Genomic DNA, 17,596 nt, shown 5'->3' on the forward strand with positions numbered 1-17,596 from the left:
GTATTGGTTCACATTATATTAATTCATATTGTTTCTTTTGTGAAGCGTTGAATCACGCTATAACAGGCTTTTAGCGAGCTTTCTCTGGTTTAATAAATCGATTTATCTTTCAAGTAATTTACCAACTGACGCCCTTAGCAGTTTGATTGCATCTTTCTTCCCACTGATGTTTCCCGCCATTCTCTGAGTCAGCTCTTTCCAGTTATTTTTTTGTAAAACTTTGATGATTAGGATGTGCTTTTCATTTGCCGTTAACTCATTGTTTTTTGGTAATTTACGTAGCGTGAGTTCCCATATTAGTGCGAGTGTATTTTCATAGCCTCTGAAGTCGTTGGCAAAACCATGTAACTGAGATATAGAAAAAGCCTCCAAAGTGGGGGGGTGACTAAGCTTATTAGATAAGTCAGATACTATTGCGAAGACCAAGTCGGGATCTAAGTCTCGGAAAGGGTCGCTTAAAAGATGAGGAAAGTTTTGTGCGAAATTATTCTGGGCTTTGTTTAATAGCTCTATTCCATCTGTTGATTTTGGTTTTAACATCACAATAGAGTGTGAACCGCTACTGGCGTCACGCTTCATTCCTAAATAAGCCGAATGAAATCCTGAAGACTGCCAAAAGTGTAATAGCTGCGTGGTAGCGCCAAAACTGGTGCTGACGTAATCTGCAGTCGATGATTCCACCAGTTTATCTAAGAGGAAACTACCGATACCTCGGCCTTGCAATTCTGGGTGGACTGCAATACGACTGATTCTGTCGCCAGAGAGTTGAGTGGCAGATTCTACGCCCGCATTGACTGACAGCGATTGCGCAACAAGGTGGCCTTGTATACGTCGTTTTCCTGCAAAAATATCCGCGCTTAAGGTCTTATCAATTTCTCCTTCACGAATGATCAACGCAACCGCAATAATGAGATTATTTTGCGTTACGGAATAAAGCGTTGCTTCATCATCATCGAGTAGATGCATTAAGTCTGAAGGTTTGGTTTGGTAATGTGCGCCGACTAACAGGCCAAAGATCGCCTTGAGTTTGTCATCATCTGTTATCAATTCAGCTTTATTGATATTCGAAAACTCACAGTCTGCTAAATTTAGTTTTTTATCAAAGTTCTTGGGTAAATCACAAGGTTCTGCATCGAGTAATAAGGCATCAAAGGTAAACTGTTCGAGTGAGTCATTCTCGTTCCAGCGTATCGGTGTGTTCAGATGAAAGCTGTTCCAGTCTGGCGTTTGTGTGTCTAAGACCTTCTTGAAATTAATGGAAAAACCACGGCCACTGCCTTCGTATCCATGTTGCGTACTGGCAAAAACAATTCTGGAATAGTGAACGAGTAGTGCAGTCAAAATGCTGACAGGAATCGCTGCGGCTTCATCCACTAAGACTAAATCTGCTTTGGATTTATCTCGTTGTAAATCATCAGGTGAGTAAAAGCTGATAGCATTATTCTCGACAGCATCAGGGTTTATTCTGGTTGCATGTTGAAAAACCATGGCGGAGATTTTTTTGCTGGGGGCGCAGACAATGATTTTCTCATAACCTTGATTGATTAATTCTGCTGCGGCAATTCCCAATGCAGAAGACTTTCCTCTACCACGATCAGAGCTTAAGACTAAAGGCCTGCGTCTATGGCCTTTAACGACTTGTATGATTGTTTCTACGGCTTGTTTTTGTTCTTGTGTGGCATAAGTTGTAGAGTTGGTTTCTTGATATCTAGCTATCTTGGCGATTGGCTTTGGTAGTTCTGAAAGCGATGTGTCCTTGGCATTGATGAATAGAGTGCTTTTAGAAGCTTCGAGCAAACGATCAAAACGTGTCAAAAATAAACTGTTTTGAGCGGTATCTTGTGATTTTAATAACAGTAAATATCCACCGCAACGAATGGTGCCGGCAATCGCGCCAAATGCATTGGGATCAAACATGCGATGTGAATGAAAAATAACGGCATCACATTCTTGTCCGAGATAACTGTTTGCCTTTTTCGGGTCTTCAAGCTCAATAGCGTTTATATTTGCCACGATTCTTTTGGCAATCGCAACACATTCGTCTAACTCGCCAGAAATGACCAACAGATGTCGGTCTTCTGAAATGAATGTGAATGATTTAGTCATGGGTTTAATCGAACGTGTTAAGTCATATTCCAGCGATAGTGGGAAGTAATCGGGTAACGTCGATCTTTACCAAACGCGCGTTTGGTGATGCGGATACCTGGCGCTGATTGGCGACGTTTATACTCGTTGAGTAATACCATATTCGCGACGCGCTCAACCATTTCGGCATCGTAACCCTGGGCAACGATATCGTCGACGCTTTGGAATTCTTCGATAAACTTTCGCAGTACTGCATCAAGAATATCGTAGGGTGGCAATGAATCTTCATCAACCTGATCGGGCGCTAATTCGGCAGAAGGAGGGCGAGTGATGACTCTGTCAGGGATGATTTCCTTATAGACTGGATTCTCTACCGTGCCATCACCAATCTCATTTCTATAACGGGCCAAATCATACACCGCTGTCTTAAATACATCTTTAAGTGGAGCGTAGCCACCAGCCATGTCGCCATAAAGGGTGGCATAGCCAACAGCCATTTCACTTTTATTACCGGTGGCGAGAAGCATTTTTCCCAGTTTATTGGACATCGCCATCAGCAATACGCCGCGTGAGCGAGCCTGGATATTTTCTTCGGTTACATCGCGTTCCAAACCTTCGAATTCAGCAGATAAGGCAGACATAAAGCTTTCGAAGATATTCTCAATCGGTATTTCACGATATTTAACGCCTTGAGTTTTCGCCTGTTGCGCCGCATCGTGCTTGCTAATGTCAGCGGTATAACGAAACGGCATCATAATCGCTTCAACATTTTCTGCGCCCAATGCATCGACGGCAATTGCCAAGGTTAGTGCTGAGTCTATGCCTCCCGAAAGCCCAAGCATCACGCCGGGAAAGCCATTCTTGTTAACGTAATCTTTCACACCAAGCACAAGTGCATCGTAGATGTTTTTAAGGGCGTGTTGCTCTGCTGGCTGTATGGGTTTTTGGGCTTCCTGCTTAAGTAGTGTGTGAGTAAATAGTCCTGACTCAAAGCTTGGGGCTTGTAATAAAAGCTCACCTTTTTGACTGAAAATCAGTGACTCTCCATCAAAAATCAATTCATCCTGCCCACCTACCAGATTGGCATAGACGATATCGATTTGATTTTTGCTGGAGCGTTTCTTAAGTAATTCGATACGCTCTTTGGTCTTATTGCTACGAAAGGGTGATGCATTCAACACTAAAAGTACTTCCGCGCCTTCTGCTTTAGCTACTTTCGCAGGTCCTTTGCGCCAGATGTCCTCACAAATGAGCAGGCCTACTTTATGTCCGTTAATTTCTACAATACTACTGTTTGGTCGATGACTATCAGTGGCTGAACCTCCACGTCTGAAATAACGTTTCTCATCAAATACGCGGTAATTTGGTAAATGTCGCTTGGCATATTCGTGGATTATTTTGCCATCTTTTAAAACACAGGCCATATTGTAAAGGCGTTTTGCACGAGTAACGGTCGCGCCAATCACAACGGCAATATCAGGTGCGACCTGCGTTAGGTCTTGCAGCATGGTTTCGACTTTGCGTAAGAAGTTTTGTCTAAAAAGAAGATCTTCAGGCGGATAGCCTGTTATCACTAGCTCAGGGAATAAAACAACATCCGCATTCTGTTTTTGTGCTTCCAGAATGGCATCTGAAATCATTTTGAAATTTTGCTTAAAACTACCAACGATAGGATTAATTTGAGCGATAGAAACAGTTAGAGACATTGCGTAAAGCCTTCAATTAAGAAGGCTTTAATTTTATTAGTCTTTTAATAACATAGCTACTGAAAGTATTGCCTGAAAACAGAGCTTATAAAAAGTGCCTATAAGTAGGGGGGTGACTATGAGTAAATTGGTTAACTCATAAACCCAAGATCATTGGTGTCGAAATTACTTAGATTAGGGAATATCTCATTCATATCGCTGTCTGACATTCCCATCCATTTGGCTAATGTTGATCCATATTGGTCGACACCATATTTGGGGATGAAGCGTCCGGTATCCTGAGCATCATCGGGTCCGTCAATAGTTAGATTAATCGGATCGCCGTGTACTTGGCCGCCTTTAACTGCATCACCCATGATTATATTGTGACCTGCCCATGCGTGGTCTGTTCCATCACCGTTAATGCTCATGGTGCGACCAAATTCGCTGGCGGTGAAGGTTGTAACGCTGTCTGCAATTCCAAGTTCTACGGTTGTGTCATAGAAGCTTTTTAGGGCGTCGTTGAGCTTGCCTAATCGCTCTGCATGGTCGGCTAATTGATTGCCGTGTGTATCCCACCCTCCTAGTGCGACAAAGAATATCTGGCGTTTTTGCCCAAGGTTCTCGCGAATAGAAATCATTTTTGCTGCCATCTTTAATTCAACAGCTAACTCATTGTCACTTGGGTATTCGGTTGTGATTTCTTGCGCCTGAGCAATTTGTTCTATTAATGAATTGATGCGTTCTTCCGTACTGTTGTAGGTGCTTGTCATGTGTTGCTGTAACAGTGATGAGCTGCTACTGGCTTTGATTCTATTCCACGCTGCAATCCTACTTTCTTTGTGTGAACCATTGGGCCAGACATCGGGTGTGAAAGAACGAATTTGGGTGACGCCCTCATAAGGGTTTAATACAAAATCCAGTGATTTTATGCCTTTTTGCCAGACACTATTGCCTGCAAGGCTGAACATTGACGGCTCGGTAGGGTTGCTATTAGCTGAAGCAAGCATGTCTATCATTCTTCCGCCCCAGCCTGGTGGATGTACGCTGTTTTTAGCCGTGGTTCCAGTTTCCCAGAATTCTTGTTGGTGGCTGTGCGAGAATAAATCTGGTGGTAATTGGACAGATTTATTCTTGAAGGTCTGTCTTGTGGTTGGCTCAATGATTGCGCCTATATTTGTTGCGACCGCTAATTTGTCATCATTATATAGCTGTTGTAAATCAGGCAGAGAAGAGTGAAATGCTTGTTCTCCACCTTTTAATGCGTGTAACGAATTTCGTGATAATGCCATGCCTGTTCTGGCTGCCTGATACTTTTGATAAGCACTTTGCTCGTAGGGAATCATGGTATTAAAAGCATCATTTCCTCCTAACAGGAAAACACATACGAGTGATTTATGGTCGTCGAAATGACTGTAATCGCTATCTGCGGCAATCGCTGCATTCATCAGCTGGAGTTTACCTTGTGTGGCTAGCAAGGATGAGGAGCCAACGCCTATGGACAGTTTCTTTAAGAAGCTACGACGTGATTGTGAATGTTTTTTAATCATAATTTTGTCCTTTATTCCTTCTGGTTCGAAGGTTACTTCTTTGCGTTTATTTTTGGATTAAGTATTCAGGTGAACTGATGATGAGCAATATTGCCTCTCTGGCTTTTTGTAGCTGTCCCTCTCTTCCCTCCTGATAGATGTCCGGGGCATTTAGGTGATCAGTGAGGATATCTCGCAGCGATGTGGTCATGTCTTTATCGAGTAATACCAGGTTGAGATAATCCAGTAAATTTTCAGTATCTGCGGCTAAGTCAGTGACATCCGATAGGTTTAATTTTGAATACCCTTCCAGTTCAGGAGTGATCGGTTTACTGTCGCTGAATTCTTCTATTATCTGGTGAAAAAGATTGGTACCGGCAACCATGGTGTTCTCGTTGATAATCTGGAATTCAGGCGCACTCAAGCCATTATCGTTTAGCAATCCGCTTGGTGAGTAGTTAGGTTTGTAAAAATTAAAAACGGATCTGGCTTGCAACGGACCTTGCCCTGTCTTTTGAGCAAACCAGTCTAGCGAGCTATAAAAATTGTAATTTCTGTAGCTACCTTGCCCACAGCGCTTGTCTGGTTCCCAGTAATGTCCCACTTTAAGCGATGTTTGCATATTGAAAACACGCCAGAGATGACTCATACGTAACATGGGCTCACGAAGCTTGCCGAAGCTATCTGGCTTATTTGTTGCCAGTGCTTCGTCATCCAGTAATATGGCGCTTACTACCGCTTTAAGATCGCCTTTAACGCCATTGCCGTTATCATTGAATTTTTCCGCCACCCGCTCGACATACTGTGGGCTAGGGTTGCTGGTAACTAAACGTTTAATCAGTTGTTTACTAATGAAGGGGGCGATGTTCTGGTGTTGAAAAATATTATCGAGCGCAAAGTCTAAATCTTGTCTCGCCGATTGATTGGCGCTACTTTGTGCTCCATTTAATAGCGTTTTTGCAGAGGTGTCGTGGTATTCCTCAACGGCTACCAATGGCACTGTGTGATCTCCATGCCCAAAGTATTCATGCCATTCCAGATTTGAATAATTCCATCCAGTAAATACCTTTGCGAATTCTTCGATGGTTTTCTGATCATAAGTTGGGATTGTTGCGCCATTTGCATCTAACTTTTCGCTACCATCCAGATTTAATTCGTGAACTCCAATGGTAAATAACTGCAAAAGTTCTCTCGCATAATTCTCATCTGGACGAATCGTACCTTCTGCGTTTGCTTTCTGATTGCGGGACATACTTAAAAAATCACCCATGGCTGGATGCAAGGTGACATCAGTAAGTAAATTGCGATAATTGCCAAAGGCGTGCTTTACCAGAACGTCATAATAACTGGTTACTGCATATTGAAAATCACTGAGACCTAAACCCTGTGAGTCTGAAATAACCAAAATTTCGCTTAATGCGAGTGCTACGCGTTGGCGTAATTGGTCTTCAGCGCCTGTAGCGGTTTCCCACCAAACTTGATGGCGTGCGTAAACTGCTTCCCATGTGTCGACTAATAGTTTTCCATCATCATCCTTATCAGCACACATTTGTTTAGCGAGTTGCTTAACGTAGGGGAAGTGGTAGGTTGGTGATGTTAAAAATTGCTGGTTTAACCATGCGTCATAGGTTTCTTTAGCAAGTAATTGATTGATGCTTTCCTTCGTTGGCCCGTAGGTTGAGCGCGCGAGAAATTTTGATGCATCACGTTGATTTTTAACTTGAATAGAACTCGTGGCGGTTGTTGTTGAGTCTGTAGATGGTGGTGTGGTTGTTATATCAGGAGTGTTTGACGTCGTTCCTGAGCCACCTCCACCTCCGCAGGCAGATAGTACAACGGTAGTTACAAATAGGGTGACTATTTTGCAATTAATGGACATGATACTATCCTTTTTGTTTTATTTTCTAGCGGTGTTAAGACGTAGCTTCTTAGGTGATTTTTTATATTTACTTAAGGCGATTACGTTAATCAAAGCACATCGTTAAATGGCTAATATGACAACTGACCGCTTAATTTATGCTTAACGTAATTTTTAAAATCTTTACCTTATGACAAATATTCTTAAAGAAGTTTCAAATAAATTGCATGCTAATCATCTTGTAATGGCTACTGCAGAGTCATGCACAGGTGGTTGGGTTGCCAAGCAAATAACTGATTTAGAGGGTAGTTCTGCTATTTTTGATCGTGGTTTTGTGACTTATAGCAATGAAGCAAAACAGGATATGTTGGGCGTTTCAGCGGAGACCATCAATGAATTCGGCGCCGTTAGTGAAGAAGTTGCATTAGAAATGGTTGCTGGAGCTATCGAACATTCGAATGCAGTTATTGCTGTATCAATAAGCGGTGTTGCAGGCCCTGCGGGTGGAACAAAGTTAAAGCCTGTCGGCACGGTTTGCTTTGGCTGGAAGAAAAAAGGAGGGGAAGCTCGTGCTGAAACAGTACTTTTTAAAGGTGATAGGGACAGTGTGAGAAGTCAGGCTGTGGATTATGCTTTGAGTGGGATAATCAAGTTAATAGATAATTAAATGCAATTGTTTGCTTTATGTTCGCTTTTATGTTTAAAATAGAACAAACAACGAAATTGTATGATTAAAAAGTACATGTAAATAAGTACAAATGATCAACGAACAATATAACTAAGTATTCATAGAACTTAGATATAACAAAATAAATAGATACCGGGAAACGATTAAAATGGATGAGCAAAGAAAACAAGCACTAGCAGCCGCATTAGGACAAATCGAGAGACAGTTTGGTAAAGGGACTGTCATGCGTATGGGGGATTCTGCAGCAGCACGAAATATAGAAGTGATATCAACTGGTTCTCTAACACTGGATATTGCTTTGGGTATAGGTGGTTTGCCTAAAGGACGTGTTATAGAAATTTACGGTCCAGAATCATCTGGTAAAACAACAATGACATTACATGCTATTGCAGAATGTCAGAAGAACGGCGGTACAGCAGCATTTATTGATGCGGAGCACGCTCTTGATCCTGGTTATGCAGAAAAACTAGGTGTGAATATTGATGATATGTTGGTATCTCAACCAGACACGGGTGAACAAGCGCTTGAAGTAACAGATATGTTAGTTCGTTCTGGTGGTGTAGATCTAGTGGTTATTGACTCAGTAGCCGCACTAACACCTAAAGCAGAAATTGAAGGTGACATGGGTGATTCACACATGGGTCTTCAGGCGCGTTTAATGTCACAAGCGTTACGTAAGTTAACGGCCAATATCAAACGCTCAAACACTATGGTTATCTTTATCAACCAGATTCGTATGAAGATTGGCGTGATGTTTGGAAGCCCAGAAACGACAACGGGTGGTAACGCACTTAAGTTTTATGCTTCTGTAAGATTAGATATCAGACGTATTGGTGCTGTTAAAAAAGGTGATGAAATCATCGGTAACAGTACGCGTGTAAAAGTGGTTAAAAATAAAATGGCACCTCCATTTAAACAGGCTGAATTTGAAATTAAATACGGCGAAGGTGTGTCACATGTTGGAGAGCTTTTGGACTTAGGTGTTCAAGAAGGGATCGTAAATAAAGCAGGTGCCTGGTATAGCTACAACAGTGAAAAAATCGGACAAGGTAAAGAAAATTCAGGGGTATATTTGAAAGAGCACCCTGAGATTGCTGAAGAAATAGAAAAACTACTTCGTGAGAAGCTATTGCCATCTAAAACAGCTGTAGCTGATGCAGAAGAAATTGATGATGCAAAAGAAGTAGATTAAGAGAGTAGATCTCAAAAGAGATTAAATCTCTATATATAAAACCAGTTCCCCTTGGTCAAAAAAGGGTGGGGTATCATCCCCCCATAATTTGTGTCAAACACACCCCCACCCTTTTGACCCCTTTTTTTGAAGAATGGGAACTTAGTTACTAATAGATATTTATTAGTTTTTAAAACAAAGCACGACAGATTAAATATAAGAAATTAAAGATACAAAAATATAAAACAAGTTAGTTGGGGTCTACAGTGAGTAAGTTAGCGTTTAGTAAAAAAGATAATTATACGCGTTGCATGAATTCGGCGATCTATTCACTCGCTATGCGTGAACATTCAAGATTAGAATTATTTAATAAATTAAAAGTTAAAGACTTTGCAGAAGGCGTTGACCTTAATAAACTTCTTGATGAGTTGATTGAAAATAATTATTTAAATGAAGAGCGTTTTGCAGAATGCTTCGTTAGATCAAGAGTAAATCGCGGGCAAGGCCGACTTAAAATAACGAATGAATTACAACGAAAAGGTATTAGCCAATCTCTAATTCAGCAAGCAATCGATAAAAATGAAATTGATTGGTATGAGGTAGCTACAGAGCAAATCGAAAAAAAATACGGAGAGACACCGCCAGTTGATTACAAGGAAAAAACAAAACGTATGCGTTTTTTGTCTAGTCGAGGTTTTGATACCTACATAATTAGAGATTTAGTTGGCGCATAACAATAAAAAGTACGATTTATCTTAAAATTAAGGCTAAAAAGTATCCACTTTTATCAAGCTATATAAGAAAAAACTAACTCTATCTTGAATATGCCTCAACATACATAGACAATAGCCACTTTATGCACTAGCAGAGTTAAGCATGTCGGTAGATTCAAATAAAAAAATGAGTACAGCTGAAATCAGAAGCAGCTTTCTGGATTTCTTCGCTGGAAAAGGTCATACGATTGTTCCATCAAGTTCTCTCATTCCCGGGAATGATAAGACATTATTATTTACCAATGCTGGTATGGTGCAATTTAAAGATATCTTTTTAGGTGACGAGAAAAGCAATTTTTCAAGAGCAACCACTTCACAAAGATGTGTACGCGCAGGTGGTAAACATAACGATTTAGAGAACGTAGGTTATACCGCGAGACATCATACTTTTTTCGAGATGATGGGTAATTTTAGTTTTGGTGATTACTTTAAAGAAGATGCGATTTTATTCGCATGGGAATATCTAACTGAAGTTCTGAAGCTGCCTAAAGAGAAACTCTGGGTAACGGTATACGCCGATGATGATGAAGCAGCGAGTATCTGGATTGATAAACTAGGTTTTCCTGCAGATCGTTTGAGTCGAATTGGTGATAAGCCAGGCAAAAAGTACGAAAGTGATAATTTCTGGGCAATGGGAGATACCGGTCCCTGTGGTCCATGTAGTGAAATATTCTATGATCATGGCGAACATATCTGGGGTGGTCCTCCAGGCACACCTGAAGAAGATGGTGATCGATACATAGAAATCTGGAATCTGGTATTCATGCAATACAATCGCGCGAAAGATGGTGCGATGAGCAATCTTCCAAAGCCTTCAATAGATACGGGTATGGGTCTTGAAAGACTAGCTGCCATCCTTCAGGGTGGCCATAGCAATTATGATATAGACCTGTTTCAAAACCTTATTAAATTTATCGCAGATCTATCCAACACAAAAGATTTAAACAATGCTTCGTTAAAAGTCATTGCAGATCACATTCGATCCTGTGCATTTTTGATTGTAGATGGAGTGATTCCATCGAATGAAGGCAGAGGTTATGTTTTAAGACGCATCATCAGAAGAGCTGCGCGTCATGGGCATAAACTGGGTTTAGAAAAAGAATTCTTTTATAAGATTGTCGCTCCTCTTGTTAAAGAGATGGGTGAAGCCTATCCAGAACTAGTTAAAGCACAGCAAACAGTTGAAGAGATTCTGTTAAAAGAAGAGAAACGTTTTGCCGAAACTTTAGATCGTGGCATGAAGATACTAAGCACTACAATTCAGGAATTAGAAGGCGATACGCTTCCTGGTAAAGTGGTATTCAAACTTTATGATACGTATGGATTCCCACTAGATTTAACGGCGGATATTGCACGCGAACATAATCTTGCGATTGATGAAGCAGGGTTTGATGCTGAAATGAAAATTCAGAAAGAAACAGCGTCTTCAGCAGGAAAATTTGGCAGTGATTACACCAATAAACTGGATGTTTCTGGTGAAACCAGTTTCAGTGGTTATGAAAAAACCAATGACTCTAGTAATGTCGAATCTATCTTTTCTGATGGCAAGAAAGTTACTTCTTTGAAAGAAGGCGAGACTGGCCAAATCATTCTAGGCAATACCCCATTTTATGCAGAATCAGGTGGTCCTGTAGGTGATACCGGAAAGTTGATTTCTGGCAGTAATGTTTTTGATGTAAAAGACACGCAAAAGCAGGGCGATGTTTATATTCATTACGGCATTGTATCTTCTGGTTCTTTTGGAACGGGTGATGACGTCATGGCTGAAGTGGATAATGAGCGTCGACAGGCAATCGTCCTCAACCATTCTGGCACACATTTAATGCATAAGGCTTTAAGACAAGTCTTGGGCGAACATGTTGAACAAAAAGGTTCGTTGGTAACGCCAGAAAGATTGCGATTCGATTTCTCTCATGGCGAGCCCATGACTAAAGCAGAAATTGCTGAAGTAGAAAGAATAGTTAATCACGAAATCCGTTTGAATGCAGAAGCGAAAGCGGATGTGATGAGCATGGATGATGCTATTGAAAAAGGTGCTATGGCTTTATTCGGTGAAAAATACGGCGATGAAGTACGTGTCGTGAATATTGGTTACTCCACAGAACTTTGTGGTGGTGTACATGTAAAACGTGCCGGAGATATCGGTTTATTTAAAATCGTTAGTGAAGGTGGCGTTGCTGCAGGAGTTCGTCGTATTGAAGCGGTTACAGGTGAAGGTGCAATTAACTGGATTGAAGAGCGTTCTGATCAATTGGAGAACATTGCTTCATTAGTTAAAACATCTGCAGGTAATGCTAGCGATAAAGTCACTCAAATCCTTGAAAGATCTCGTGCGCTGGAAAAAGAGCTGGAGCAGTTAAAGACCAAGCTCGCGACTCAAGCAGGTTCTGACTTGGCATCTCAAGCAGTGGAAGTCGCTGGTATCAAGGTATTGGCTGCCAATCTGGATGGAGCTGATCCTAAATCACTACGTGATACGGTTGATCAACTTAAGAATAAATTGGGAAAAGCAGCAGTAATTGTTGCGGCCGTTGATGGTGATAAAGTCAGCTTGGTTGCAGGTGTTACTAAAGGTGAGACAGACAAAATAAAAGCAGGCGACTTGTTGAAACATGTTGCTAGTCAAATTGATGGCAAAGGTGGCGGAAGACCAGATATGGCGCAGGGTGGCGGTAACAACCCAAGTGCTTTACCAAAAGCCTTAGAGTCAGTTGTGAGTTGGGTAGAAGGACAAATTTAATGGAAGCTAAAAAGAATAGGTTAGTTGTACAAAAGTACGGCGGAACCTCTGTAGGTACGGTAGAGCGTATTCAAGAAGTAGCGAATCGTGTGATTCGTTATCGTAATCGCGGTGACTCAGTTGTGGTAGTTTTATCTGCGATGTCAGGCGAAACGAATAAACTCGTTGGTTTGATCAACGAGATTAACCCGAATGGTTCTGCGCGTGAAAAAGACGTTGTGCTATCCACAGGTGAGCAAGTCACCATCGGTTTACTCAGCCTTGCGCTAGAAGCAAAAGGGTGTGAAGCGCGTTCTTATACTGGTACACAAGCACGAGTTATTACTGATAACGCCTATAGTAAGGCTCGTATTAGTGAAATAGATGGCTCTAAAATCAAAGAAGATTTAAACCTTGGAAAAGTAGTCGTTGTGGCTGGTTTTCAGGGAGTGGATGCAGAAGGAAATATCACAACCTTAGGTCGTGGTGGATCTGATACTACGGCTGTTGCATTAGCAGTAGCTCTAGATGCCGACGAATGCCAAATTTACACAGACGTGGATGGTGTATATACAACGGATCCGCGCATGGTTCCTGAGGCTACGCACATTCCAAAACTTGCACTGGAAGAAATGCTGGAAATGGCAAGTCAGGGCTCTAAAGTACTACAGATTAGAGCGGTAGAATTTGCTTATAAATACAATATGCCAATCAGAGTATTATCAAGCTTTGATGATGGTGATGATGGAAAGAGTACGCTGGTAACGCGTGAGGAAGATATAATGGAAGAAGTATTAGTTCGCGGTGTCGCGTTTAACAGAGATGAAGCTCAGCTGACAATTACAGGCGTACCAGATCAGCCAGGTGTGGCGCATAAAATTCTAGGCCCAATATCGGATGCGAATATCGAAGTTGATATGATCGTGCAAAATATTGGAACAGATGGCGCAACCGATTTTACCTTTACCGTGCATCGGAATGAGTTGGAGCAAGCGAAGAATATTTTGGCTGAAACGGGTAAATCACTCGGTGCGAAGAACTGGTCTAGCGATGATAAAATAGCGAAAATTTCGATTATTGGTGGTGGCATGAGATCACATGCGGGTGTTGCTACACAAATGTTTGAAGCCTTGGCTAAAGAAAATATTAATATTCAATTGATTTCAACATCTGAAATTAAAGTGTCAGTAGTTATTGATGAGAAGTATTTAGAATTAGCCGTTAGAAGTCTGCATGAGGCATTTGATCTACACGAAGCATAATAAGCCGTAGGAAGAACGCTAAGTCTATAAAAAATACACCCCCCTACTTATAGGCACTTTTTCTAAAAAAGTGCCTATAAGTAGGGGGGTGTATTTGGTTTTAAACCAATGAAATACGTGATGTTTTATTTAACTATTCTTAAAAAGTTAAGTCTGTGTTCAGGAGCATCATGCCATTATTGCACCGTATATCGGAAAAAGTGGTCAAAAATAATAATAAAAACTACAAGTTAACTAACAAATAAAAACAATCTTGTATAAAAGACTTATTTTGACTTTATTGTGTAAACTAAAAGAATGTTGAACACATTAGATAAAGAAAAAGTTTGCTAAAGATCCACACGAAAAAGAAATCGAATACAAATATAGCCTCGGGAAAGTGGCTAATAATTATAATAACGGAGAGTCATTAAATGTTAATTTTAACCAGACGCATCGGTGAAACACTGATGATCGGTGATGATGTAAGCATCACGGTGATAGGTGTGAAAGGCAATCAGGTACGCATAGGTATAGATGCACCGAAAGAAGTAGCAGTGCATCGTGAAGAAATTTTCAAGCGTATTAAAAGTGATGAATTAAGATTAGTAGAGCCAGAAAAAAGCGCCAGTTAATTTTCTGCACTCACTCTGCATTAATCCTTAACCATTTCCTTTCAAAAAGTAGTTATTAAACGTGATAGTTAATCTATAACTTTCACGCCATCTGTTGCGCCCAAAATAAGTACATCTGCCGGACGTCTGGCAAAAAGCCCAACCGTGACAACACCTGGTAGTCTATTAAACTCGTCCTCCATTTTTACCGGCTCAAATATTTCCAGACCATGCACATCAAGAATGATGTTGCCATTATCAGTAGTAAAACCCTCACGTAGCTGAGGTTGCCCACCCATTTTCACAATTTCACGAGCAATATAGCTCCTCGCCATTGGAATCACTTCTACAGGTAACGGAAATTTACCCATAACATCGACCAGCTTGCTGTCATCTGCAATACAGATAAACTTTTCGCTAGCGCCTGCTACGATTTTTTCACGTGTTAATGCGCCGCCACCGCCTTTGATTAAGTTTAGATGTTTATCAGACTCATCTGCGCCATCGACATACAGAGATAACTGTCCTGCATCATTAAGATCCATTACAGGAATACCATGGCTTTTCAGCCTTTCTTCACTGGCGATAGAACTTGCGACGGTTCCATCTATTTTGCCTTTCATAGTCGCTAGTAAATCGATGAAATGATTTGCGGTCGATCCTGTTCCTATACCTACAACCATTCCTGATTCAACATATTCGAGTGCAGCTTGGGCTGCAGCTTTTTTCATTTCATCTTGTGTCATAAGTTAGTCTCGTAAAAATCGTTACTTAAAGGATCTGTAGATAATACCTAAAGTAAGGATGCCAAGAAACACTTATACCGCTTTATCACTTGCACCTTTTAACTTCAGCTCGTAAAGTCCGCACCATGGATAAGAAATCAGAAACAACTAATCAAATAATAGAAAAGATCCTCACTGCAAGAGTCTATGATGTAGCGATTGAGACCCCACTTGATGCTGCAAAGTCTTTATCAAAACGTATTGATAATAAAGTCTTTCTAAAACGAGAAGATCTACAGCCAGTATTTTCTTTTAAGTTACGTGGCGCGTTTAATCGCATGTTTCACCTATCTGATGAAGAGAAGCAACGAGGTGTTGTTGCAGCATCTGCGGGTAATCACGCACAAGGTGTGGCTATATCCGGCGCTAAATTAGGGATTAAATCTACCATCGTAATGCCTAAAATTACGCCGGATATCAAAATAAAAGGCGTTGAGTCACACGGTGGCATCGCTGTTTTACACGGTAATACTTTTGATGATGCCTATGCGCATGCCATGGAACTTTGCGAAAAAGAAGGCATGACCTTTATTCATCCTTTTGATGATTTAGATGTTATCGCAGGTCAAGGCACCATTGGTATGGAGCTGTTACGCCAACACCCTGATCCTATCGATGCCATTTTCGTCTGTGTCGGTGGCGGTGGTCTAATTTCAGGGATTGCGAGTTACATAAAGTACCTTAGCCCTTCTACGAAAATCATCGGCGTAGAGCACGAAGAGGCGCCAAGTATGACGCGCGCTATAGAAAAAGGTGAGCGAGTGCTTCTCGATAGTATTGGCACATTTGCTGATGGTGCCGCAGTTCGACAGGCTGGTGAGAAAACGTTTGAGATCGCGCGTGACCTGGTTGATGAAATGATTCTGGTGAGCACCGACGAGACGTGTGCCGCGATTAAGGATGTTTTTGAAGATACCCGTACCTTATTAGAACCTGCTGGCGCATTAGGCGTTGCAGGGCTTAAGAAATATGTTGCTCAAAGCAACATTAAAGACAAACAACTAATAGCCATTAGCAGTGGCGCAAATATCAATTTTGATCGTCTGCGCCATGTCGCCGAACGCGCTGAGCTGGGTGAGAAAAGAGAAGCCATATTTGCCGTGACTATTCCAGAACGTCCAAATAGTTTTAGGGATTTCTGTAGCGCTTTAGGTGATAGAAGTATTACCGAGTTTAATTACCGCTATTCCGATACCGCAGATGCTCAGGTCTTTACAGGTGTAAAGATTTCAGAAGGGGATAAAGAGAAGTCTCTGATCATGGAGACCCTGGAACAGAAAGGTTATAAAGTTCTCGATCTAAGTGATAATGAAGTCGCTAAAGTCCATCTACGTTTTATGGTAGGTGGTCATGCCCAAGGTATTAAAGACGAAGTATTGTATCGCTTTAGTTTTCCAGAACGTCCAGGGGCTTTATTACACTTTTTAACCAGTATGGGTGGAATCTGGAATATCAGTTTATTCCATTATCGAAATCACGGTTCTGACTTCGGTCGTGTGCTTACAGGTATTCAAGTTCCAGTGGATGAAAGAGAAAAATTCTGTGAATTCCTCAAAGACCTGGGGTATGAGCATTGGGAAGAGACAAATAACCCTGCATATCAAAGCTTTTTGCGTTAATTTTGATGTGATTTTAGTTAAATATGCAAATAATGCTGAATTAGATCAGATTAAGCTTGATGCAGTCAGCATGTTTCGCTAAAATCACCCGCCTTTCGACTCTCCAGTACTTTAGTTTCTTGTTTTAAAGTATCTATTAAGAGAGTCTTTGTAATTATAAGAATTTTGGAGATTTATCATGGCTAAAGTTTGCCAGGTAACAGGAAAGCGTCCGGTTTCGGGAAATAATGTTTCTCATGCGCACAATAAAACCAAGCGTCGTTTTTTACCTAACTTACACTCTCACCGTTTTTGGGTTGAATCTGAAAACCGTTTCGTTAAGTTGCGTTTAACGGCAAAAGGAATGCGTATCATTGATAAGAATGGTATTGATTCTGTTTTAGCTGATATCCGTGCTCGCGGCGAAAAAGTTTAATCCAAGACTGAATATAGTCTTAAACTGTATATAGTCTTAAAGGAGAATAATCATGCGTGATAAAATCAAATTAGTTTCAACTGCTGGTACTGGTTACTTCTATACCACTACTAAGAACAAACGTACTATGACTGAGAAATTAGTTATGAAGAAGTACGATCCTAAGGTTCGTAAGCACGTTGAATTTAAAGAAGCTAAGATCAAGTAATTAGATCGTTAAGCTCTTTATAAAGAACAGAAAAAGCCCGGTTAGCCGGGCTTTTTTGTGCTTGTTAATCTATTAATAACTGATCTTGAATGATTGCTACTCTGTTTCCTAATCTTTTAAAAGAGGTAATAAATAAACGGATAAAGTGGCCAATAGAGTAATTTACAAAGCCACCCCCCGGCTTTGAGGGCTTTTTTTATAAAGTC

General features: G+C 40.9%; 14 protein-coding genes. 9 read left to right on the forward strand and 5 right to left on the reverse strand.

The window, feature by feature from the left end; all coding sequences use genetic code 11:
* Window positions 1-102: 102 nt before the first annotated feature.
* The 4 genes from OO007_RS05285 to OO007_RS05300 all read right to left on the reverse strand — a co-directional run bounded on the left by OO007_RS05285 (window position 103) and on the right by OO007_RS05300 (window position 7,178).
* Entirely contained in the window at window positions 103-2,106 is a 2,004-nt protein-coding gene (locus OO007_RS05285) for a tRNA(Met) cytidine acetyltransferase TmcA (RefSeq protein ID WP_325808001.1), read from the reverse strand.
* Between the two features lie 17 nt (window positions 2,107-2,123).
* Window positions 2,124-3,791, reverse strand: coding sequence for an NAD+ synthase (locus OO007_RS05290; protein ID WP_325808002.1), 1,668 nt, complete (start codon window positions 3,789-3,791; stop codon window positions 2,124-2,126).
* A 131-nt stretch (window positions 3,792-3,922) separates the two neighbouring features.
* On the reverse strand, window positions 3,923-5,320 hold the full coding sequence (locus tag OO007_RS05295; RefSeq protein WP_325808003.1) for a DUF1501 domain-containing protein: 1,398 nt from the start codon (window positions 5,318-5,320) through the stop codon (window positions 3,923-3,925).
* A gap of 46 nt (window positions 5,321-5,366) precedes the next feature.
* Window positions 5,367-7,178, reverse strand: coding sequence for a DUF1800 domain-containing protein (locus OO007_RS05300; RefSeq protein ID WP_325808004.1), 1,812 nt, complete (start codon window positions 7,176-7,178; stop codon window positions 5,367-5,369).
* 169 nt (window positions 7,179-7,347) lie between these two features.
* Between OO007_RS05300 and OO007_RS05305 the strand changes: the two genes are divergently transcribed.
* The 6 genes from OO007_RS05305 to csrA all read left to right on the forward strand — a co-directional run bounded on the left by OO007_RS05305 (window position 7,348) and on the right by csrA (window position 14,384).
* A complete protein-coding gene (locus tag OO007_RS05305; RefSeq protein ID WP_325808005.1) occupies window positions 7,348-7,824 on the forward strand; it encodes a CinA family protein in 477 nt (158 codons plus the stop codon).
* Between the two features lie 169 nt (window positions 7,825-7,993).
* Window positions 7,994-9,037 (forward strand): recombinase RecA, encoded by a 1,044-nt coding sequence (gene recA / locus OO007_RS05310; RefSeq protein WP_131904955.1) that lies wholly within the window; start codon window positions 7,994-7,996, stop codon window positions 9,035-9,037.
* Between the two features lie 245 nt (window positions 9,038-9,282).
* Window positions 9,283-9,750: a regulatory protein RecX gene (locus OO007_RS05315; protein ID WP_325808006.1), complete on the forward strand. Its 468-nt coding sequence runs from the start codon at window positions 9,283-9,285 to the stop codon at window positions 9,748-9,750.
* A gap of 142 nt (window positions 9,751-9,892) precedes the next feature.
* Complete coding sequence (gene alaS, locus OO007_RS05320) at window positions 9,893-12,529, forward strand: alanine--tRNA ligase (RefSeq protein WP_325808007.1); 2,637 nt, start codon at window positions 9,893-9,895, stop codon at window positions 12,527-12,529.
* Window positions 12,529-13,770: an aspartate kinase gene (locus OO007_RS05325; protein WP_131904956.1), complete on the forward strand. Its 1,242-nt coding sequence runs from the start codon at window positions 12,529-12,531 to the stop codon at window positions 13,768-13,770. The genes alaS and OO007_RS05325 overlap by 1 nt, the downstream gene beginning before the upstream one ends.
* Window positions 13,771-14,183: 413 nt before the next feature.
* The gene (gene csrA / locus OO007_RS05330; protein ID WP_131904957.1) at window positions 14,184-14,384 is read left to right on the forward strand and encodes a carbon storage regulator CsrA; all 201 of its coding nucleotides are present in this window, start codon (window positions 14,184-14,186) and stop codon (window positions 14,382-14,384) included.
* Window positions 14,385-14,452: 68 nt separating this feature from the next.
* Here csrA and rpiA read toward each other — a convergent pair whose 3' ends face one another.
* Entirely contained in the window at window positions 14,453-15,109 is a 657-nt protein-coding gene (gene rpiA / locus OO007_RS05335; protein WP_325808008.1) for a ribose-5-phosphate isomerase RpiA, read from the reverse strand.
* A gap of 89 nt (window positions 15,110-15,198) precedes the next feature.
* Here rpiA and ilvA point away from each other — a divergent pair, with 89 nt between their 5' ends.
* The 3 genes from ilvA to rpmG all read left to right on the forward strand — a co-directional run bounded on the left by ilvA (window position 15,199) and on the right by rpmG (window position 17,390).
* A complete protein-coding gene (gene ilvA, locus OO007_RS05340) occupies window positions 15,199-16,767 on the forward strand; it encodes a threonine ammonia-lyase, biosynthetic (RefSeq protein ID WP_325808009.1) in 1,569 nt (522 codons plus the stop codon).
* A 178-nt stretch (window positions 16,768-16,945) separates the two neighbouring features.
* On the forward strand, window positions 16,946-17,182 hold the full coding sequence (gene rpmB / locus OO007_RS05345) for a 50S ribosomal protein L28 (protein WP_131904960.1): 237 nt from the start codon (window positions 16,946-16,948) through the stop codon (window positions 17,180-17,182).
* Window positions 17,183-17,234: 52 nt separating this feature from the next.
* Window positions 17,235-17,390, forward strand: a complete 156-nt coding sequence (rpmG, locus tag OO007_RS05350) for a 50S ribosomal protein L33 (protein WP_131904961.1) — start codon at window positions 17,235-17,237, stop codon at window positions 17,388-17,390.
* Window positions 17,391-17,596 lie beyond the last annotated feature (206 nt).

Source organism: Cocleimonas sp. KMM 6892 (assembly GCF_035798195.1).
Lineage (GTDB): Bacteria > Pseudomonadota > Gammaproteobacteria > Thiotrichales > Thiotrichaceae > Cocleimonas > Cocleimonas flava.

Coding starts and splice junctions, on each gene's coding strand:
- OO007_RS05285 (WP_325808001.1), bottom strand. CDS start 2,106: ATGACTAAATCATTCACATTCATTTCAGAAGACCGACATCTGTTGGTC.
- OO007_RS05290 (WP_325808002.1), bottom strand. CDS start 3,791: ATGTCTCTAACTGTTTCTATCGCTCAAATTAATCCTATCGTTGGTAGT.
- OO007_RS05295 (WP_325808003.1), bottom strand. CDS start 5,320: ATGATTAAAAAACATTCACAATCACGTCGTAGCTTCTTAAAGAAACTG.
- OO007_RS05300 (WP_325808004.1), bottom strand. CDS start 7,178: ATGTCCATTAATTGCAAAATAGTCACCCTATTTGTAACTACCGTTGTA.
- OO007_RS05305 (WP_325808005.1), top strand. CDS start 7,348: ATGACAAATATTCTTAAAGAAGTTTCAAATAAATTGCATGCTAATCAT.
- recA (WP_131904955.1), top strand. CDS start 7,994: ATGGATGAGCAAAGAAAACAAGCACTAGCAGCCGCATTAGGACAAATC.
- alaS (WP_325808007.1), top strand. CDS start 9,893: ATGTCGGTAGATTCAAATAAAAAAATGAGTACAGCTGAAATCAGAAGC.
- OO007_RS05325 (WP_131904956.1), top strand. CDS start 12,529: ATGGAAGCTAAAAAGAATAGGTTAGTTGTACAAAAGTACGGCGGAACC.
- csrA (WP_131904957.1), top strand. CDS start 14,184: ATGTTAATTTTAACCAGACGCATCGGTGAAACACTGATGATCGGTGAT.
- rpiA (WP_325808008.1), bottom strand. CDS start 15,109: ATGACACAAGATGAAATGAAAAAAGCTGCAGCCCAAGCTGCACTCGAA.
- rpmB (WP_131904960.1), top strand. CDS start 16,946: ATGGCTAAAGTTTGCCAGGTAACAGGAAAGCGTCCGGTTTCGGGAAAT.
- rpmG (WP_131904961.1), top strand. CDS start 17,235: ATGCGTGATAAAATCAAATTAGTTTCAACTGCTGGTACTGGTTACTTC.